The 14,797-nt window shown below is 74.2% G+C and carries 16 protein-coding genes; 4 read left to right on the top strand and 12 right to left on the bottom strand.

Annotated features, from left to right (window positions below):
* Nucleotides 1-2: 2 nt before the first annotated feature.
* Nucleotides 3-956, bottom strand: a complete 954-nt coding sequence (locus K8Z49_RS02520) for a quinone oxidoreductase family protein (protein WP_412517533.1) — start codon at nucleotides 954-956, stop codon at nucleotides 3-5.
* 28 nt (nucleotides 957-984) lie between these two features.
* Nucleotides 985-1,731 carry an SDR family oxidoreductase gene (locus tag K8Z49_RS02515; protein WP_021593352.1) on the bottom strand — a complete coding sequence of 249 codons (747 nt, stop codon included), beginning with the start codon at nucleotides 1,729-1,731 and terminating at the stop codon, nucleotides 985-987.
* A 46-nt stretch (nucleotides 1,732-1,777) separates the two neighbouring features.
* Between K8Z49_RS02515 and K8Z49_RS02510 the strand changes: the two genes are divergently transcribed.
* Together K8Z49_RS02510 and K8Z49_RS02505 are read left to right on the top strand one after the other, a co-directional pair.
* On the top strand, nucleotides 1,778-3,001 hold the full coding sequence (locus tag K8Z49_RS02510; RefSeq protein ID WP_024935475.1) for an acyl-CoA dehydrogenase family protein: 1,224 nt from the start codon (nucleotides 1,778-1,780) through the stop codon (nucleotides 2,999-3,001).
* A complete protein-coding gene (locus K8Z49_RS02505; RefSeq protein ID WP_021593350.1) occupies nucleotides 2,998-3,669 on the top strand; it encodes a TetR/AcrR family transcriptional regulator in 672 nt (223 codons plus the stop codon). Before K8Z49_RS02510 ends, K8Z49_RS02505 begins: the two co-directional genes overlap by 4 nt.
* Here the strand turns inward: K8Z49_RS02505 and K8Z49_RS02500 are convergent.
* A complete protein-coding gene (locus K8Z49_RS02500; protein ID WP_024935476.1) occupies nucleotides 3,614-4,696 on the bottom strand; it encodes an ROK family transcriptional regulator in 1,083 nt (360 codons plus the stop codon). The genes K8Z49_RS02505 and K8Z49_RS02500 overlap by 56 nt on opposite strands.
* 74 nt (nucleotides 4,697-4,770) lie before the next feature.
* Between K8Z49_RS02500 and K8Z49_RS02495 the strand changes: the two genes are divergently transcribed.
* Nucleotides 4,771-5,961, top strand: coding sequence for an MFS transporter (locus K8Z49_RS02495; protein ID WP_021595009.1), 1,191 nt, complete (start codon nucleotides 4,771-4,773; stop codon nucleotides 5,959-5,961).
* A gap of 81 nt (nucleotides 5,962-6,042) precedes the next feature.
* On the opposite strand, the gene K8Z49_RS02490 is transcribed toward K8Z49_RS02495, so the two are convergent.
* The 8 genes from K8Z49_RS02490 to K8Z49_RS02455 all read right to left on the bottom strand — a co-directional run bounded on the left by K8Z49_RS02490 (nucleotide 6,043) and on the right by K8Z49_RS02455 (nucleotide 12,863).
* Nucleotides 6,043-6,246 (bottom strand): cold-shock protein, encoded by a 204-nt coding sequence (locus tag K8Z49_RS02490; protein ID WP_021595010.1) that lies wholly within the window; start codon nucleotides 6,244-6,246, stop codon nucleotides 6,043-6,045.
* A 151-nt stretch (nucleotides 6,247-6,397) separates the two neighbouring features.
* On the bottom strand, nucleotides 6,398-7,684 hold the full coding sequence (gene kynU, locus K8Z49_RS02485; RefSeq protein ID WP_412517532.1) for a kynureninase: 1,287 nt from the start codon (nucleotides 7,682-7,684) through the stop codon (nucleotides 6,398-6,400).
* Between the two features lie 11 nt (nucleotides 7,685-7,695).
* A complete protein-coding gene (locus tag K8Z49_RS02480; RefSeq protein WP_021595012.1) occupies nucleotides 7,696-8,742 on the bottom strand; it encodes an amidohydrolase family protein in 1,047 nt (348 codons plus the stop codon).
* A 25-nt stretch (nucleotides 8,743-8,767) separates the two neighbouring features.
* Nucleotides 8,768-9,340, bottom strand: a complete 573-nt coding sequence (locus tag K8Z49_RS02475) for a 3-hydroxyanthranilate 3,4-dioxygenase (RefSeq protein WP_412517531.1) — start codon at nucleotides 9,338-9,340, stop codon at nucleotides 8,768-8,770.
* On the bottom strand, nucleotides 9,337-9,780 hold the full coding sequence (locus K8Z49_RS02470) for a RidA family protein (RefSeq protein WP_075024428.1): 444 nt from the start codon (nucleotides 9,778-9,780) through the stop codon (nucleotides 9,337-9,339). The genes K8Z49_RS02475 and K8Z49_RS02470 overlap by 4 nt, the downstream gene beginning before the upstream one ends.
* Nucleotides 9,781-9,886: 106 nt before the next feature.
* Entirely contained in the window at nucleotides 9,887-10,630 is a 744-nt protein-coding gene (locus tag K8Z49_RS02465) for a 2-keto-4-pentenoate hydratase (protein WP_021595015.1), read from the bottom strand.
* Nucleotides 10,630-11,415, bottom strand: coding sequence for a 2-keto-4-pentenoate hydratase (locus K8Z49_RS02460; protein ID WP_021595016.1), 786 nt, complete (start codon nucleotides 11,413-11,415; stop codon nucleotides 10,630-10,632). Before K8Z49_RS02460 ends, K8Z49_RS02465 begins: the two co-directional genes overlap by 1 nt.
* Before the next feature lie 11 nt (nucleotides 11,416-11,426).
* Complete coding sequence (locus tag K8Z49_RS02455; RefSeq protein WP_412517530.1) at nucleotides 11,427-12,863, bottom strand: 2-hydroxymuconic semialdehyde dehydrogenase; 1,437 nt, start codon at nucleotides 12,861-12,863, stop codon at nucleotides 11,427-11,429.
* A gap of 110 nt (nucleotides 12,864-12,973) precedes the next feature.
* Here K8Z49_RS02455 and K8Z49_RS02450 point away from each other — a divergent pair, with 110 nt between their 5' ends.
* Nucleotides 12,974-13,915: a LysR substrate-binding domain-containing protein gene (locus K8Z49_RS02450; RefSeq protein WP_021595018.1), complete on the top strand. Its 942-nt coding sequence runs from the start codon at nucleotides 12,974-12,976 to the stop codon at nucleotides 13,913-13,915.
* Here K8Z49_RS02450 and K8Z49_RS02445 read toward each other — a convergent pair.
* Nucleotides 13,890-14,750 carry an alpha/beta hydrolase gene (locus tag K8Z49_RS02445; protein WP_021595019.1) on the bottom strand — a complete coding sequence of 287 codons (861 nt, stop codon included), beginning with the start codon at nucleotides 14,748-14,750 and terminating at the stop codon, nucleotides 13,890-13,892. The two genes, K8Z49_RS02450 and K8Z49_RS02445, sit on opposite strands and share 26 nt — an antisense overlap.
* Nucleotides 14,751-14,797 lie beyond the last annotated feature (47 nt).

The following is a 14,797-nucleotide window of genomic DNA, read 5'->3' as shown; positions in this document are numbered from 1 at the left end:
CCTCAGCGCGAGGGATCGAGGACGAGCTTGCCGGTGGTGCGGCGGGCGCGCAGGTCCTCGTGGGCCCGCCGGACCTCGGTGAGCCCGTACTCGCCGCCGCCGATCACGCGCAGGCGGCCCTCCGTCGCGAGACCGAACAGCTCGCCCAGGGCCTGGCCCATCACGTCGCCGGGCAGCCGGAACACGTGCGCCAGCCACATGCCCGAGATCGTGGTGGAGTGCGCCATCAGCGCGGCGGGCCGGACGGGTGCCGGCTCCTTGCGCGAGGCCATGCCGTAGAAGGCGAGGCGGCCGAACGGGGCGAGGGCGCGCAGGCTCTGGTCGGTGACCGTGCCGCCGGTCATCTCCAGCACGGTGTCGACGCGCCTGCCCTCGTTGGCCTCGATGAGCGCGTCCTTGAGGTCGGGCTCGTTGGCGTCGATCGCGACGTCGGCGCCGAGGTCGAGGGCGAGGTCGCGTTTCTCCTCCGACGACGCGGTGGCGATGACGCGGCCGGCGCCCCAGGCCTTGGCGAGCTGGACGGCGAGCGTCCCGACCCCGCCCGCGGCGGCGTGCACGACGACGGACTCGCCCGGCGCCAGGTGCACGCTGCGGCGCAGCAGCAGCCATGCCGACGCGCCCTGGACGATCATGCCGAGCGCGGTGACGTCGTCGATGGCGTCCGGGACGTCCCAGGCCAGCGCCTCGGGCGCGACGGCCTTCTCGGCGTAGCCGCCGGTGCCGACGAGCGCGACGACGCGGCGGTCCCCGGCGGTGCCGACGACCTCGCCGCCCGGCACCATCGGCAGCGTGGACGCCGACAGGTAGCTGTTCTCGGCCTGGTGGGTGTCGGCGTAGTTGATCCCGGCCCGCGCGACGTCGATGAGCAGATGGCCCGGCCCGGCGACCGGGTCGGGCAGCTCGGTGACGTTCAGGACCTCGGGCCCGCCGAACTCGGTGATCTGGATGGCGCGCATGACTCTCCTTCGAAGGCCTGGAGCCCGCTCAGCGCGGGCCGGGGACGCCGCGGAACGCGAACGGCTCGGACGGGCGTCCGGGTACGACGTACCAGGCCTCGCCGGTCCCGTCGGCGTTCAGGATGCGCATGAACGCCTCGACGACGTCGCCCACGTCCAGGATCGGGAAGCCGGTCTCCTCAAGCTGCCCCTTCATCGGGGTGAGGATGTCGGTGTCGGCGAAAGAGGGGCAGAGCGCGTTCACGCGGACGCCCTCCTCGGCGAACGTCGGGCCGAGGGCGCGGACGAGGCCGACGACGGCGGCCTTGTTCGCGCCGTAGACGGGGTCGAACGGCGTCGCCGTCAGCGCGGCCATGCTGGCGGTGGCGACGATGTCGCCCCCGCCGCGGGCGCGCAGGGCCGGCAGCGCGGCGTGCGCGCCGAACACGACGCCGTCGAGGTTGATGCCCATGGCCCGCCGGTACGCGGCGAGGTCGAAGTCGTCCCCCACGCCGCCGCTCCCGGCGACCCCGGCGTTGAGGAACGCCACGTCCAGGCCACCGAACCGCTCGACGGCGGTCGCCACGGCGGCCTCGCTCGCGGCGGGCTCGCGGACGTCGCAGCGGACGAACGCCCCGTCCAGCTCCTTCGCCAGCGCGTCCCCGGCCTCCGCGTCGACGTCGGCGAGGACCACGCGGGCGCCCTCGCCGGCGAGCCGGCGCGCCACCGCGGCGCCGATGCCGTTGGATCCACCCGTGATCAGCGCGACCTTGCCGGTGCCGTCGAAGGCTGGCATGGGGACTCCTTCCCGAAGTAACTGACTCGTCAGTTACTCTAGCGGAATGGACTTCGGTTTGAGCGAGCGGGCCGGGGAGTACCTCGGCCGCCTCCAGGAATTCATGGACACCCACGTCTACCCGGCCGAGCCGGTCTACGCCGCCCAGCGGGCGGAACTGCGCGCGGCCGGACGCGAGCACCACGTCCCGCAGGTCGTCGAGGACCTCAAGGTGGAGGCCCGCAAGCGCGGCCTCTGGAACCTCTTCCTGCCCGACAGCGAGGACCCCGCGCACGGGCTCAGCGTCACCGACTACGCCTCGCTCGCCGAGGTGACGGGACGCTCCCCCAGCCTCGCGCCCGAGGCCGTGAACTGCGCGGCGCCCGACACGGGCAACATGGAGGTCCTGCACCTGTTCGGGACGCCCGAGCAGAAGGAGAGGTGGCTCACGCCGCTGCTGAACGGCGAGATCCGCAGCGCGTTCGCGATGACCGAGCCGGACGTGGCGAGCTCGGACGCCACCAACATCTCCACCCGCATCGAGCGGGACGGCGACCACTACGTGATCAACGGCCGCAAGTGGTGGATCAGCGGCTCCGCCGACCCGCGCTGCAAGATCATGATCGTGATGGGCAAGACGGACCCGGAGGGGCACCCCTACCGGCAGCAGTCGATGGTGCTGGTCCCGCTGGACACGCCCGGGGTGGAGGTCGTCCGCCCGCTGCCGGTGTTCGGCTACCAGGACCAGCACGGCCACTGCGAGATCACCTTCACCGACGTCCGCGTCCCGGTGGAGAACCTCGTCGGCGAGGAGGGCGGCGGCTTCGCGATCGCGCAGGCCCGCCTCGGCCCCGGCCGCATCCACCACTGCATGCGCGCGATCGGGATGGCCGAGCGGGCGCTGGAGCTGATGTGCGAGCGCGCGGTGTCGCGCGTGGCGTTCGGCGGCCCGCTCGCCAAGCAGGGCGTGGTGCGCGAGCAGATCGCCGAGTCGCGGATGGCGATCGAGCAGGCCCGGCTGCTCACGCTGAAGACCGCCTGGATGATCGACAGGCACGGCGTCCAGGCGGCGAGGTCGGAGGTGGCGGCCATCAAGGTGATCGCCCCGCGCGTCGCGCTGGAGGTCGTCGACCGTGCGATCCAGGTGCACGGCGGCGCCGGCGTCAGCGACGACACGCCGCTGGCCGGCATGTGGGCGGGCCTGCGCACGCTGCGCCTCGCGGACGGGCCGGACGAGGTCCACGTCCGGTCCGTGGCCCGCGCCGAGCTGGGCAAGTACCTCGGCACATGACCGGTGAAGCGGGGGAGGTCGCGCCGGACCCGGGCGTGCGGCGGCGGATGCCGCACGCCCGGCGGCGCGAGCAGCTGCTCCAGGTGGCGCTGGAGGAGTTCGGCAGGCGCGGCTACCACCTCACCCAGATGGAGCACGTGGCGGCCGCCGCGCGGGTGTCGAAGGCGCTCCTGTACCAGCACTTCGCCTCGAAGGAGGAGCTGTTCGCCGAGGTCACCGAGGCGATCGTCGCCGAGCTGACCGGCCGGCTGAACGAGGCCGTGCTGGCGGCGCACGGCTCGGCCGACGGCATCCGGGCGATGATCCGGGTGCTGTTCGACTACGCCACCGAGGAGCCGGACGCGTGGGCGCTCGTGGTCCGGCACCTGGACAAGCCCGAGGTGGGGCTGGAGCTGCGGGAGCTGCGCGACCGGCTCGGCACGGCGTTCGCCGACCTCCTGCTGCGCCGCCGCCGCGCCGACCCGGCCCTCTCGCCCGCCGCGCTCGAGGTGAACGAGCGGCGGGCGCGGCTCCTCGTCCCGCTGATGTACGGGTCGATGCTGTCGATGGTGTCGTGGTGGCTGGAGCACCCGGACACCCCGCGCGAGCGCGCGGAGCAGATGGCCGTGGAGTTCATCTGGCTCGGTCTGGACCGGCTCCGCGCGGGCGAGCGGCTGCCGAGGGAGTAGGGCGCCGCCGGCCGAACACCTCGTCGCGGACGAGGTCGAGAGCGGTCAGCACGGCGCCGCGCAGCACCGCGTCGCCCTCGACGCGGCCAGCGCGCACCTCGGTGGCGGCCGGGCTGAGGACGCCGAGCCGGCCGGCGACCAGCCCGGCCAGCCGGTCGCCGCCGGCCCGCCCCTGCGCGCCGGCGAGCACGACGAGCCCCGGGTCCACGACGGCGACGAGCACGAACACGGCCTTGGCGATGCGCGCGGCGATCTCCCCGTCGTCCAGGGTCGCGACCGCCCGCGTGTCGAGCAGGTCGCAGAAGTCCGCGTCGCCGAACTTCAGCAGCCCCACCTCGCCGGCGCCGCCGGACGCGCCGCGCCGGAGCCGCCCGTCCAGGACGAGGGCACCGCCGACGCCGTCGTCCAGCCACAGCATCGCGAAGTCGTCCCGGCCCGCCGCCGCGCCCTCCCGGTGCTCGGCGACGGCGCCCAGGTTCACCTCGTTCTCCATGACCACCGGCGCGCCGAGCCGGTCCTGGAGCACCGCGCCGAGGTCGGGCCGCCAGCCCGGGACGCCGCTGTCGGTGGCGAGGCCGGTGCGCGGGTCGATCAGGCCGGGGGCGCCGAGGACGACCGTGTGCGGGACGCGGCCGCCGGCCGCCTCGGCGACCGCCTCGGCGACGAGCGCGGCGAGGTCCGGTGCGGCGGGCAGCGGACGGGACGCCGCCCCCGCCGGGTCGCCCGCGATGTCGGCGACGCCCACGTGCACGGCGTCGCGGCGCAGGTTCACCCCGGCGACGTGGGCGCGGTCGGCGACCAGCCCGTAGAGCCGGGCGTTCGGGCCCCGCCGGTCGGCGCCGGTCTCCCCCGCGACCTCGATCAGGCCGCCGGCGCGCAGCCGCTCGATCAGATCGGACACCGTCGGCCGCGACAGCCCGGTCAGCGTCCGCAGCTGCGGGGCGGTCAGCGGGCCGCGCTCCAGCAGCAGGTCAAGCGCGAGCCGGTCGTTGATCGCGCGGGCCATCGTGGGGTCGGCGGTCTGCACGGCCCCATGGTAGTAGGCAGGGAGCCTGCCTGATCCCCTTTTCATCAGGAAGCCTGCCTGTTAGTTTCTGCGCCATGACCTCTCGGCCTTCGCGTGAGCATCGCGCCATCGCGATCGTGTTCGTCCTGCACGGCGCCGTCGCGGGCACCCTGGCGACCCGCATCCCGTGGATCCAGGACCGGCTCGACCTGTCCCCCACCATTCTCGGCTTCGCCTTGCTCTGCCCCTCCATCGGCGCCTTCGGCGCGATGCCGACCGCGAGCCGGCTCGCGCACCGGATCGGCGAGCGCCGGGCCACCCGCCTGCTGATCGCGGCGTGGTGCGCGGCCGTGGCGCTCCCCGCCCTCGCCCCGGCGCCGGCCTTCCTGTTCGCCGCGATGTTGCTGTTCGGCGCCGCGGCCGGGATGTCCGACGTGGTCATGAACGGGCACGCGGTGTCGGTGGAGCGGCACCTGCGGCGGCCGATCATGTCCGGCCTGCACGGCCTGTGGTGCGTCGGCAGCCTCGGGGCCGGCGGGGCCGGCGTCCTCGCCGCGCACGCCGGCGTGGACGCGCGGCTGCACCTCGGGCTCGTCGCGGCCGTGCTGGTGGCCGCTGGCGCCGTGGCGGGACGGGGTCTGCTGCGCGTCCGGCCGTCCGCCTCCGCTCCGGCCCCGCGCCGGTTCGCACTGCCCACGAGGGCCGTCCTCGCCATCGGCGTCGTCGGCTTCTGCGCGACGTTCGCCGAGGGCGCGAGCGCGGACTGGGCGGCCGTCTACCTGACCGAGGTGGCGGGCGCGGGGCCGGGATCGGCCGCCGCGAGCTACACGATCTTCATGTCGTGCATGGCGGCCACCCGCCTGGCCGGCGACCGGCTGGTGCGGCGGTTCGGGCCGGTGCGGACCGTCCGGTACGGGGGCGTGGTGGCGGTGCTGGGCGGCGTGCTCGTCGTGGCGTCCCGCGCGCCGTGGCCCGCCATCGCGGGCTTCGCGCTGCTCGGCATCGGGGTGGCGACGACGCTGCCGCTGGTGTTCGCGGCGGCGGGCGACGCCGGCGCGACGCCCGGGGAGGGCGTGGCGGGGGTCGCGACGATCACCTACCTGTCGGGGCTCACCGCGCCCGCCGTGACCGGCTGGACGGCCGGCGCGCTGTCCTATCCGGCCGCGTTCGCGCTGATCACGTGCGTGGCCGGGGTGATGTCGGTGACCGCCGGCGCGCTCGCCCCGCGCGGCGGAGACCCGAAGGCCCCGGCGCCGGAGCCGTCCGGCGACGTCGTGCGCCGGTGACCGGGGCGCCCGGCCCGCGAGCACGCGAAAGGCCGGGGACGGCGAGCGTCCCCGGCCCTCGGTGCGCTGATTCCGCCGCGGTTAGAGCGGGGAGACGTTCTCGGCCTGAGGGCCCTTCTGGCCCTGCGTGATCTCGAACGCGACGCGCTGGTTCTCGTCAAGGCTGCGGTAGCCGTTGGTGGCGATCGCCGAGTAGTGGACGAACACGTCCGGGCCGCCGCCGTCGGGCGCGATGAACCCGAAGCCCTTTTCGGAGTTGAACCACTTCACGGTGCCTTCGGCCATGATCTTTCCTTCCGGGTGGACGTCACCGGCCCGCCGGTCGGCGGGCCGGGCTGCAGCGGACTCCCTCACGCCCGCCGGTCACCCGGAGAAAACGCTTCGAGACTGCCTGGCTCCCGGCCGCGGCCGGACGCCATCGTGCAACACACCGAACCTACCCGATGCGGCCCGTGTTGGGGGAACCGACACCCTGGGCAAGATCCGCGAGTGCCGCTGCGGCCCGGTGGCAGTCGTGGAAGGTGCAGTACAGCGGGACGGGCGCGAGCCGGACGATGTCGGGCTCGCGGGCGTCGGCGATCACCCCGTGCCGGTCGGCGAGCGCGCGGACGAGGCCGCCCGCGTCGGCCACCCGCAGCGAGAGCTGGGCGCCCCGGGCCACCGGATCGGCCGGCGTGATGGTCTCCAGGCCGGCCGCGCGCAGCCGGGACGCCAGGTAGCCGGTGAGGCGCTCGCTCTTGCCGCGCAGCGCGTCCATCCCGACCCGGTCGAAGATCTCCAGGGACGCCAGGACGGGCGCCAGCGCCATGATCGGCGGGTTGGACAGCTGCCAGGCGTCGGCGGAGGCCGGCGGCGCGATGCAGGGGTCCATCCGGAACCGCACCGCCGGGTCGGTGCCCCACCAGCCCTGCAGCTTCGGCACCGAGGCGTCCCGGACGTGCCGCTCGTGGACGAAGCATCCGGCGACCGCGCCCGGCCCGCCGTTGAGGTACTTGTAGGTGCACCACGCGGCGAAGTCGGCGTCCCAGTCGTGCAGCCGGAGGGGGACGTTCCCGGCGGCGTGCGCGAGGTCCCAGCCGACGACGGCGCCGGCGGCCCGGCCCGCCTTGGTGATCGCCGCCATGTCCATGAGCTGGCCGGTCAGGTAGTTGACGCCGCCGAGCAGGACCAGCGCGATCGTGTCGCCCTCGCGTTCGAGACGGGCGAGGACGTCCTCGGTGCGCAGGTTGTCCTCGCCGTCGCGGGGCCTCAGCCGCACGACCGTCGCGTCCGGGTCCAGCCCGTGGTGGACGGCCTGGCTGGCGACCGCGTACGAGTCGGACGGGAACGCGGTGTCCTCGATGACGATGCGGGTCCGCCTCCCGGCGGGCCGGTAGAAGCTCGCCATCAGCAGGTGCAGGTTGACGGTCAGCGAGTTCATCGCGACGACCTCGTGCGGCCGCGCGCCGACGAGCCGGGCCGCGGGTTCGCGGAGCAGCTCGTGGTAGTCCACCCACGGGCGGCGCCCCCGCGTGTGCGCCTCGACGGCGAGCCGCGCCCAGTCGTCCAGCTCCTCGCGGAGCCGTCCGGCCACGCTCCGCGGCTGGAGGCCGAGGGAGTTGCCGGCGAAGTAGGCGGCCTCCTCGTAAGTCCCGCCGGGCGCCGGCGGGACGAGGAACTCGCCGCGCAGCGTGGGCAGCGGGTCGGTCTCGTCGAGCCGCCGGGCCTCGTCCTCGTCGCTCACTGCGTCCTTCCTCACGGTGCGGTCCCGGCGACGGCCGGGTCCGCCGCGGCGGGGGCGGGCACGTCCGGCCGGGCGAAGAACGCCTGGGCGTTGCCGCCGAGGAGCCGCGCGCGGCCGGTGCCGTCCAGCCCGGGGCAGGCCCGGATCGCCGCGCCCGGCACCTCCTCGCCGAGCGGGAACGGGTAGTCGGTGCCGAGCATCACCCGGTCGGTGCCCATGACGTCGACGAGCAGCCGGAGCGCCCGCGGATCGAACACGGCCGAGTCGACGTGGAAGCGGCCGACGTACTCCGACGGCGGGCGCGGCGAGTCGGCGCGCACGATGTCGCGCCGGCGCCAGGCGTTGTCGGCCCGGCCGAGCAGGAACGCGAAGCTCCCGCCGCCGTGGCAGAAGCACAGCCGCAGCGACTCCGGGATGCGCTCGAACGCGCCGGACAGCATCAACCCGAGGATGCTCAGCTGCGTCTCGGCGGGCATCCCGGACAGCCACGGCAGCATGTGGCCGCGCATCCGGTCGGCGCCGAGCATGTCCCAGGGGTGCGCCAGGACGGGCAGCCCGATCCGGGCGCAGTGCGCGAGGAACGCGGTGATCCCGTCGTCGTCGAGGTTGCGGGCGCCGACGTGGGTGCCGATGTGGACGCCGCGGTGCCCGGCCGCGGCGGCGCGGGTCGCGACGTCGCAGGCGAGGGCGGTGTCCTGGAGCGGGACCTGGCACAGCGGGAGCAGGCGGTCCGGCGCGTGCGCGCAGAGCGCCAGGATCCGCTCGTTGACCAGGTCGCACCAGTCGGCGGCGCGGGACGGCTCGGCCGCGTAGCCGAACATCAGCGGGGTGGACGAGACGGCCTGCACGTCGACGCCGGCGGCGTCCATGTCGGCGACACGGCGCGCGGGGTCCCAGAGCGCCTCTTCGACGGGGCGGTACTCGTCGTCCCCGCTCATCATCATGCCGGTGCCGCCGCCGTCGACGCGCAGCCACGGCGCTCCCGCGCCGCCGAGCACGCGTCCCTCCTCCCGCGTGATGCGCGGGAAGGCATGGGCGTGGACGTCGACGACCCTCACTGGACCGCCATCGGGCACTGCGTGCTCAGACACGGGGCGCCGTGGTCGGGGTCATCGTCTGCGGCCACTTCTTGCCCGGGTGGATCGCGCCGCAGTTGGGGCACTTGCGGTCGCTGCCGTAGAAGCCCTCGAACGCGGGCGGCAGGTCGTCCACGATCGAGCGGACCTGCAGTTCGGTGCGGTGGACGAGGTGGTGGCACTCGGTGCAGTACCACTCGAACGCCTCCTTCGTCCCTTCGGGGCGCGGGATCTCCACGACGAGGCCGATGGACCCGGCCTCGGGCCGCTGCGGCGAGTGCCGGACGTGCGGCGGCAGCAGGAAGACGTCGCCCTCGTTGATCTGCAGGTCGGTGGGCGGGCGGCCCTCCTCCTCCATGACGCGCAGCACCATGTTGCCCTTGAGCTGGTAGAAGAACTCCTCGATCGGGTCGTCGTGGAAGTCGGTGCGCTGGTTCGGGCCGCCGACCACCATGATGATCAGCCCGGCCTCGTCGAACACCTGGACGTTGCCGACCGGCGGCTTCAGCAGGTCGCGGTGTTCGTCGATCCAGGCCTCGAAATTGAAGGGGCGCCCATACGAGAGCTGCGGCAGGGTCATGCTCCGGCCTCCTCACCGGTCGACGTTCCGAGGGGCATGTGCGCGACGCACGACATCTCGACGAGCAGATGCGGGTGCGGGAGTTGGTGGACGGCCACGGTCGTGCGGGCGGGGCCGGTCTCGTCGAAGTACTCGCCGTAGACCTCGTTGTAGCCGCCGAAGTCGTTCATGCTCACCAGGTAGGCGGTGACGTTCACGACGTCGGACAGCCCGCCGCCGGCGGCCTCCAGCAGGTCCCGGATGTTCCCGATGACGGCGCGGGTCTGCTCCCGGATGTCGAGGTCGGTGACCCCCATCGGGTCGGCGCGCGCGCCGGCGAACGTGCCGTCGGGGCGGCGCGAGCTCGTCCCGGACACGAACACGAAGTCGCCCGCCCGCCGCACGTGCGGGAACCGGCCGCGCGGCCGGGCCTTGCCCTCGACGAGAATCGCGTCACCCATCCCAGTCCCCCGCGGGGGGCCGACCCCCCGCACCCCCCGGTTCGCTCCGCTCATCCCTGTCCCCTGCGGGGGTCGACCCCCCGCACCCCCCGGTTCGCTCCGCTCATCAGGTGGTGACCTCCGCACTTCCGAGGCCCGCGCCGGTGACGCGGACGTGGGCGTCCTTCGGCAGCGGGACGGCGGCCGTCGCGGCGCCGGCGAGGACGATCCAGCCGGGTTCGAGCGCCATCCCGGCGCCGAGCGCGAGCCGCGCCGCCGCCCGCAGCGACCGCGCCGGGTCGCCGAGGATCGCGGCGGACGAGCCCGTCTGGACGGGGCGCCCGTCGATCTCCATGAGCAGCCCGGCGTTGGACAGGTCGCGGGGCGGGTGCCAGGCCCCGAACCCGAACCGGGCCGCCGACGCGTTGTCGGCGACGACGTCCGGGAGCGTGAACTCGAAGCCGGTGTAGCGGGAGTCGAGCACCTCGAACCCGACCGCGACCCCGGCGACGGCGGACTCGACCTCGGCGGCGGAGCGGACCTCCCGCCCGATCAGGTAGGCGATCTCGGGCTCGATCCGGGGATGGATGAGGCGCGACACGTCCACCGACGACTCGGCCGTCATCCGGTCGGTGAGCAGGCCCCAGATGACGTCGTCCACGCCCATCTGGACCATCTTGGCGCGGCTGGTGAAGCCCATCTTCACCCCGGCGAGGCGCTCGCCCCGCCGGAGCCGCAGGTCGATGCCGGCGCGCTGCACCGCGTAGGCGGTCGCGACGTCGAGCGGCGTCCTCGCGGTGAGCTTCGGGATCGCCCTCACGTCACGGGCGGCCTCGTCCAGCGTCGCGGCCAGCGCGTGCACGTCCGCCATCACGAGTCCTCCTTGCCGAACGCGACGCGGACGTCGCCGAGCCCGTCGATGCGCGCCTCGAACACGTCGCCGGGGGCGGCCGGGACCACGGGGCCGAGCGCGCCGGTCAGCACGGTGTCGCCGGCGCGCAGCGGGCGGCCGACCTCGGCGAGGGTGTCGGCGAGCCACAGCGCCGCGTTCAGCGGATGGCCGAGGCAGGCGGCGCCGTTGCCGGTGGAGACCTGCTCGCCGCGCCGCTCCATCACCATCCCGCACAGCCGCAGGTCGACGCCGGTGAGCGGGACGGGGCGGTTGCCGAGGACGTACATGCCGGAGGAGGCGTTGTCGGCGACGGTGTCGGCGAGCGTGATGTCCCAGTCGCGGACGCGGCTGCCGACCACCTCGATGGCGGGCAGCGCGAACGCGGTCGCGCGGATCACGTCGGCGACGGTGTGCCGTTCGTGGGTCAGGTCCCGGTCGAGCACCAGCGCGACCTCGGCCTCGGCGCGCGGCTGCAGGACGGCGCCGGCGGGGATCTCCTCCCCGTCCGGAACGGCCATGTCGGCGAACAGCATGCCGAAGTCCGGGCTGTCCACCCCGATCTGCCGCTGCACCGCCCGCGACGTGAGGCCGATCTTGCGTCCGGCGAGGCGGCGGCCCTGCCCGAGCCAGCGTTCGGTGAGCCGGTCCTGGACGGCGTAGGCGTCGCCCGCGGCCGTGATCAGGTCGCGGACGGGCGCGCACGGGGTGCCGGTCGCGTAGGCGCCGAGGAGCCGGTCGGCGGCGGCGTCGATGTCGGTGGTCACGGGGCTCGCTCTCAGATCTGGACGCAGATGTTGACGGGTTCGGAGAAGAAGTCCAGGGAGTACTCTCCGCCTTCTCTGCCGATCCCGGACGCCTTGACACCGCCGAACGGCGTGCGCAGGTCCCGCAGGTTCCAGCAGTTCACCCAGACGATGCCCGTTTCGAGGCGCGGGGATACCCGGTGCGCCCTCGACAGGTCCCGTGTCCACACCGTGGACGCGAGCCCGTACGCGCTGTCGTTGGCGAGCGCGAGGGCCTCCTCCTCGGTGTCGAACGGCGCGAGGTGGCAGACCGGGCCGAAGATCTCCTCCTTCACCGTGCGGGCCGTCTCGGGGAGCCCGGTGAGGACGGTCGGCTCGACGTGGAAGCCGCCGTCGCGGACGTCGCCGAACTCCGGCACGCCGCCGCCCGCGACGACCGTGGCGCCCTCCTCGCGGGCGAGCCGGTAGTACGACAGGACCTTGTCCCGGTGCTCCGCCGAGATCATCGGCCCGTAGCCGTCCAGCGCCCGGGCACGCTCACCGAGCCTTGCGGCGAACTCCTCGAAGACGGGCCGTTCGACGTAGACGCGCTCGGTGCAGAGGCAGATCTGGCCGGAGTGGGTGAAGGACGAGCGGACCGTTCCCTCCAGGGCCGCGTCGAGATCGGCGTCGGCGAAGACGAGCGCCGGGTTCTTGCCGCCGAGCTCGAACGAGACGGGCGTGACGTGGTCCGCGGCGTTGCGCATGATCGCGGCGCCGGTGGCCGACTCGCCGGTGAACGCGATCGCGTCCACGCCGGGATGGCCGGTGAGGAACTCGCCCGCCGCGCCCGCGCCGTGCCCGTGCACCAGGTTGAACGCGCCGTCCGGGAGCCCGGCCTCGTCGATGACCCGTGCGAGGAGGGTCGCGGTGGACGGGGTCTCCTCGGACGGCTTGGCGACGACGGCGTTCCCGGCCGCGAGCGCCGGCGCGACCTTCCAGGTGAGCAGGAGCAGGGGGAGGTTCCACGGCGAGATGACCGCGACCACGCCGAGCGGCTTGCGGACGGTGTAGTTGAGCGCCTCGCCCGTTCCGCCGCTCCACCCGGGGACCCGGGTCGTGTACGCCCGTTCGGGGCGCCCGTACAGCAGGTCGGCGTACGCGCGGAAGTTCCCGATCGCCCGCGGGACGTCGACGGTCGAGGCGAGGTCCCGCGGCTTGCCGGTGTCGGCGACCTCGGCGTCGACGAACTCCTCGAACCGCTCCTGGACGCCGTCGGCGATCCGCCGCAGCGCGGCGGCCCGGCCGCCGGTCCCCGCCGATCCCCACGCGCCCTTCAGCGCGGCCCGCGCGGCGGCCACCGCGTCGTCGACGACCTCCCGCGTCGCCTCGGGGACGGAGCCCAGCTCGGTGCCGTCCACCGGCGCGACGAGCGGGAAGGCCGGCCCGTCCGAACGGAACACCCCGCCGATGTAGTGCTCGGCCTTCATCCCAGCTCCTCCCCGATGCTCCGGCACCCCCGATCCTCTGCCCGCCCGGCTATGCCTGGCAAATACCAAACGACCTGGGAGCTATCACGAACTCGTGATAGTAAGGCGGCATGCGCGCGATCGATCTGCTCAACGGGCGGCTGAAGCTGCGGCACCTCGTCCTCGTGGTCGCCATCGCCGACCAGGGAAGCGTGCTGCGGGCCGCGGAGCACCTGCACCTGGCGCAGCCCGCGGTGACGCGGAGCCTGCGCGAGGTCGAGGGCATTCTCGGCGTCGACCTGTTCACGCGCGGCCCGCGCGGGGTGACGCCCACGATGTTCGGCGACGCGTTCGTCGAGCACGCCCGCGCCGTCCTGGCCGAGCTGCGCCGCGCCGGCGAGCGCATCACCGGGCTCGCGGACGGCGCGGTCGGCACCGTCGCCATCGGCACGCTGCTGGCCGGCTCCAACGTCCTGCTCCCCCGGGCGATCGCGGCGTTGAAGCAGGACAGGCCGGGCATCACCGTCATCGTCCAGGAGGCCACGTTCGACGCCCAGGTGCCGCGCCTGCTGGACGGCGAGATCGACCTCATCCTCGGCCGCCTTAATCCGATCGACGACCTGCGCGGCCTGCGCCAGATCACCCTCTACGGCGAGCCGGTCCGCCTCGTCGCCCGCCGCGGCCATCCGGCCCGGTCCCTCCCGGAGCCGGGCCTGGCCGACCTGCTCGCCTACCCGTGGGTGCTGCCCCTCGAGCAGACGGCGCTGCGCACCGAGCTGGAGCAGGTGTTCCGCGCCGAGGGCCTCGAACTGCCCGGGAACCTGGTCGAGTGCACGTCGGTCCTGACCGTCCGGACGCTGGTCCGCGACACCGACATGATCGCCGCGCTCCCCGAGCTCGTCGCCCGCACCGACGCCGACATCGCGCCGCTCCCGGTGCCGCTGGAGACCGTCCGCCGCCAGGTGGGGGTCACGCTGCCCGCGCACCGGGCGCCGACCCCGTCCGCCCGGCTCATGCTCGACCACCTGCGGCGCGAGGCCGCCGCGATCACACGGCGCGAACCAGGTCGATGAGCGCCTTGCCCGGCATGGACGCGGCGTCGGCCAGGTCGAGGACCACGTCGAAGTGGTCGCGCCCCGGCACGATCATCAGGTCGCCGGCGTCCCAGCGCGGATGGAACAGCCGCGACTGCGCCAGGAAGCCGTCCCCGTCGTGCTCGGCGGCCACGACGACGGCCGGGCACCGGTAGCGCGCCGGCAGCAGCGCCGGGCTGAGCGCCGCCGCCCGTTCCAGGTCGAGCCGGACGTGCTCGTTGACGTAGACGCGGGTGATCGGCCGGATGTCGAACAGCCCGCTGATCGGCATGGCGGCCTTCACGACGTCCTCGGGCAGCCCGAGCGGCGCCTGCCAGCCGCCGACCATCGCCATGCCGGTGAGGTGCCCGCCCGCCGAACTGCCCCCGACCACGATCCGCCGCGGGTCGAGCCCGTGCTCGCGCCCGTGGCGGTGGACCCAGGCGATGGACGCCCGCACCTGCCGGACGATCTCCTCCAGCGTCGCCGCCGGCGCGAGCGTGTAGTCGGGCACGACCGTCGCGACGCCCTGCTCGTAAAGCGTCCGCGCCATGAACGACGAGACGTCCCGCGACAGCGCCATCCAGTAGCCGCCGTGCAGGAACACGAACACGGGACGCGGTTCGTCACCGACTCCCCACACGTCGAGACGCTCGCCGCTGGCCTCGTCGTAGACGATCCCCCGATGCCCGGGAAGCCCTTCGACCGCCTGCTCGGACATCTCGCGGTACCGCGCCATGTGCCTCTCGAACAGCTCGGGGCCCGCCTTCCGCCGCACGTTGTAGGCGACGTCCAGTTCCTCATCGGTGAGCCCGCTTCCCGGCCAGTCGTCCATTGCCGCACCCCTCCCCATCCCCCCGCAGCCTCCCGCCCGCCGCCGGA

This window comes from Actinomadura madurae (assembly GCF_047130825.1).
Classification (GTDB): Bacteria; Actinomycetota; Actinomycetes; order Streptosporangiales; family Streptosporangiaceae; genus Spirillospora; species Spirillospora madurae.
Note: the sequence above shows the minus strand (reverse complement) of the source record. Positions and strands in the feature narration are given on the sequence as shown.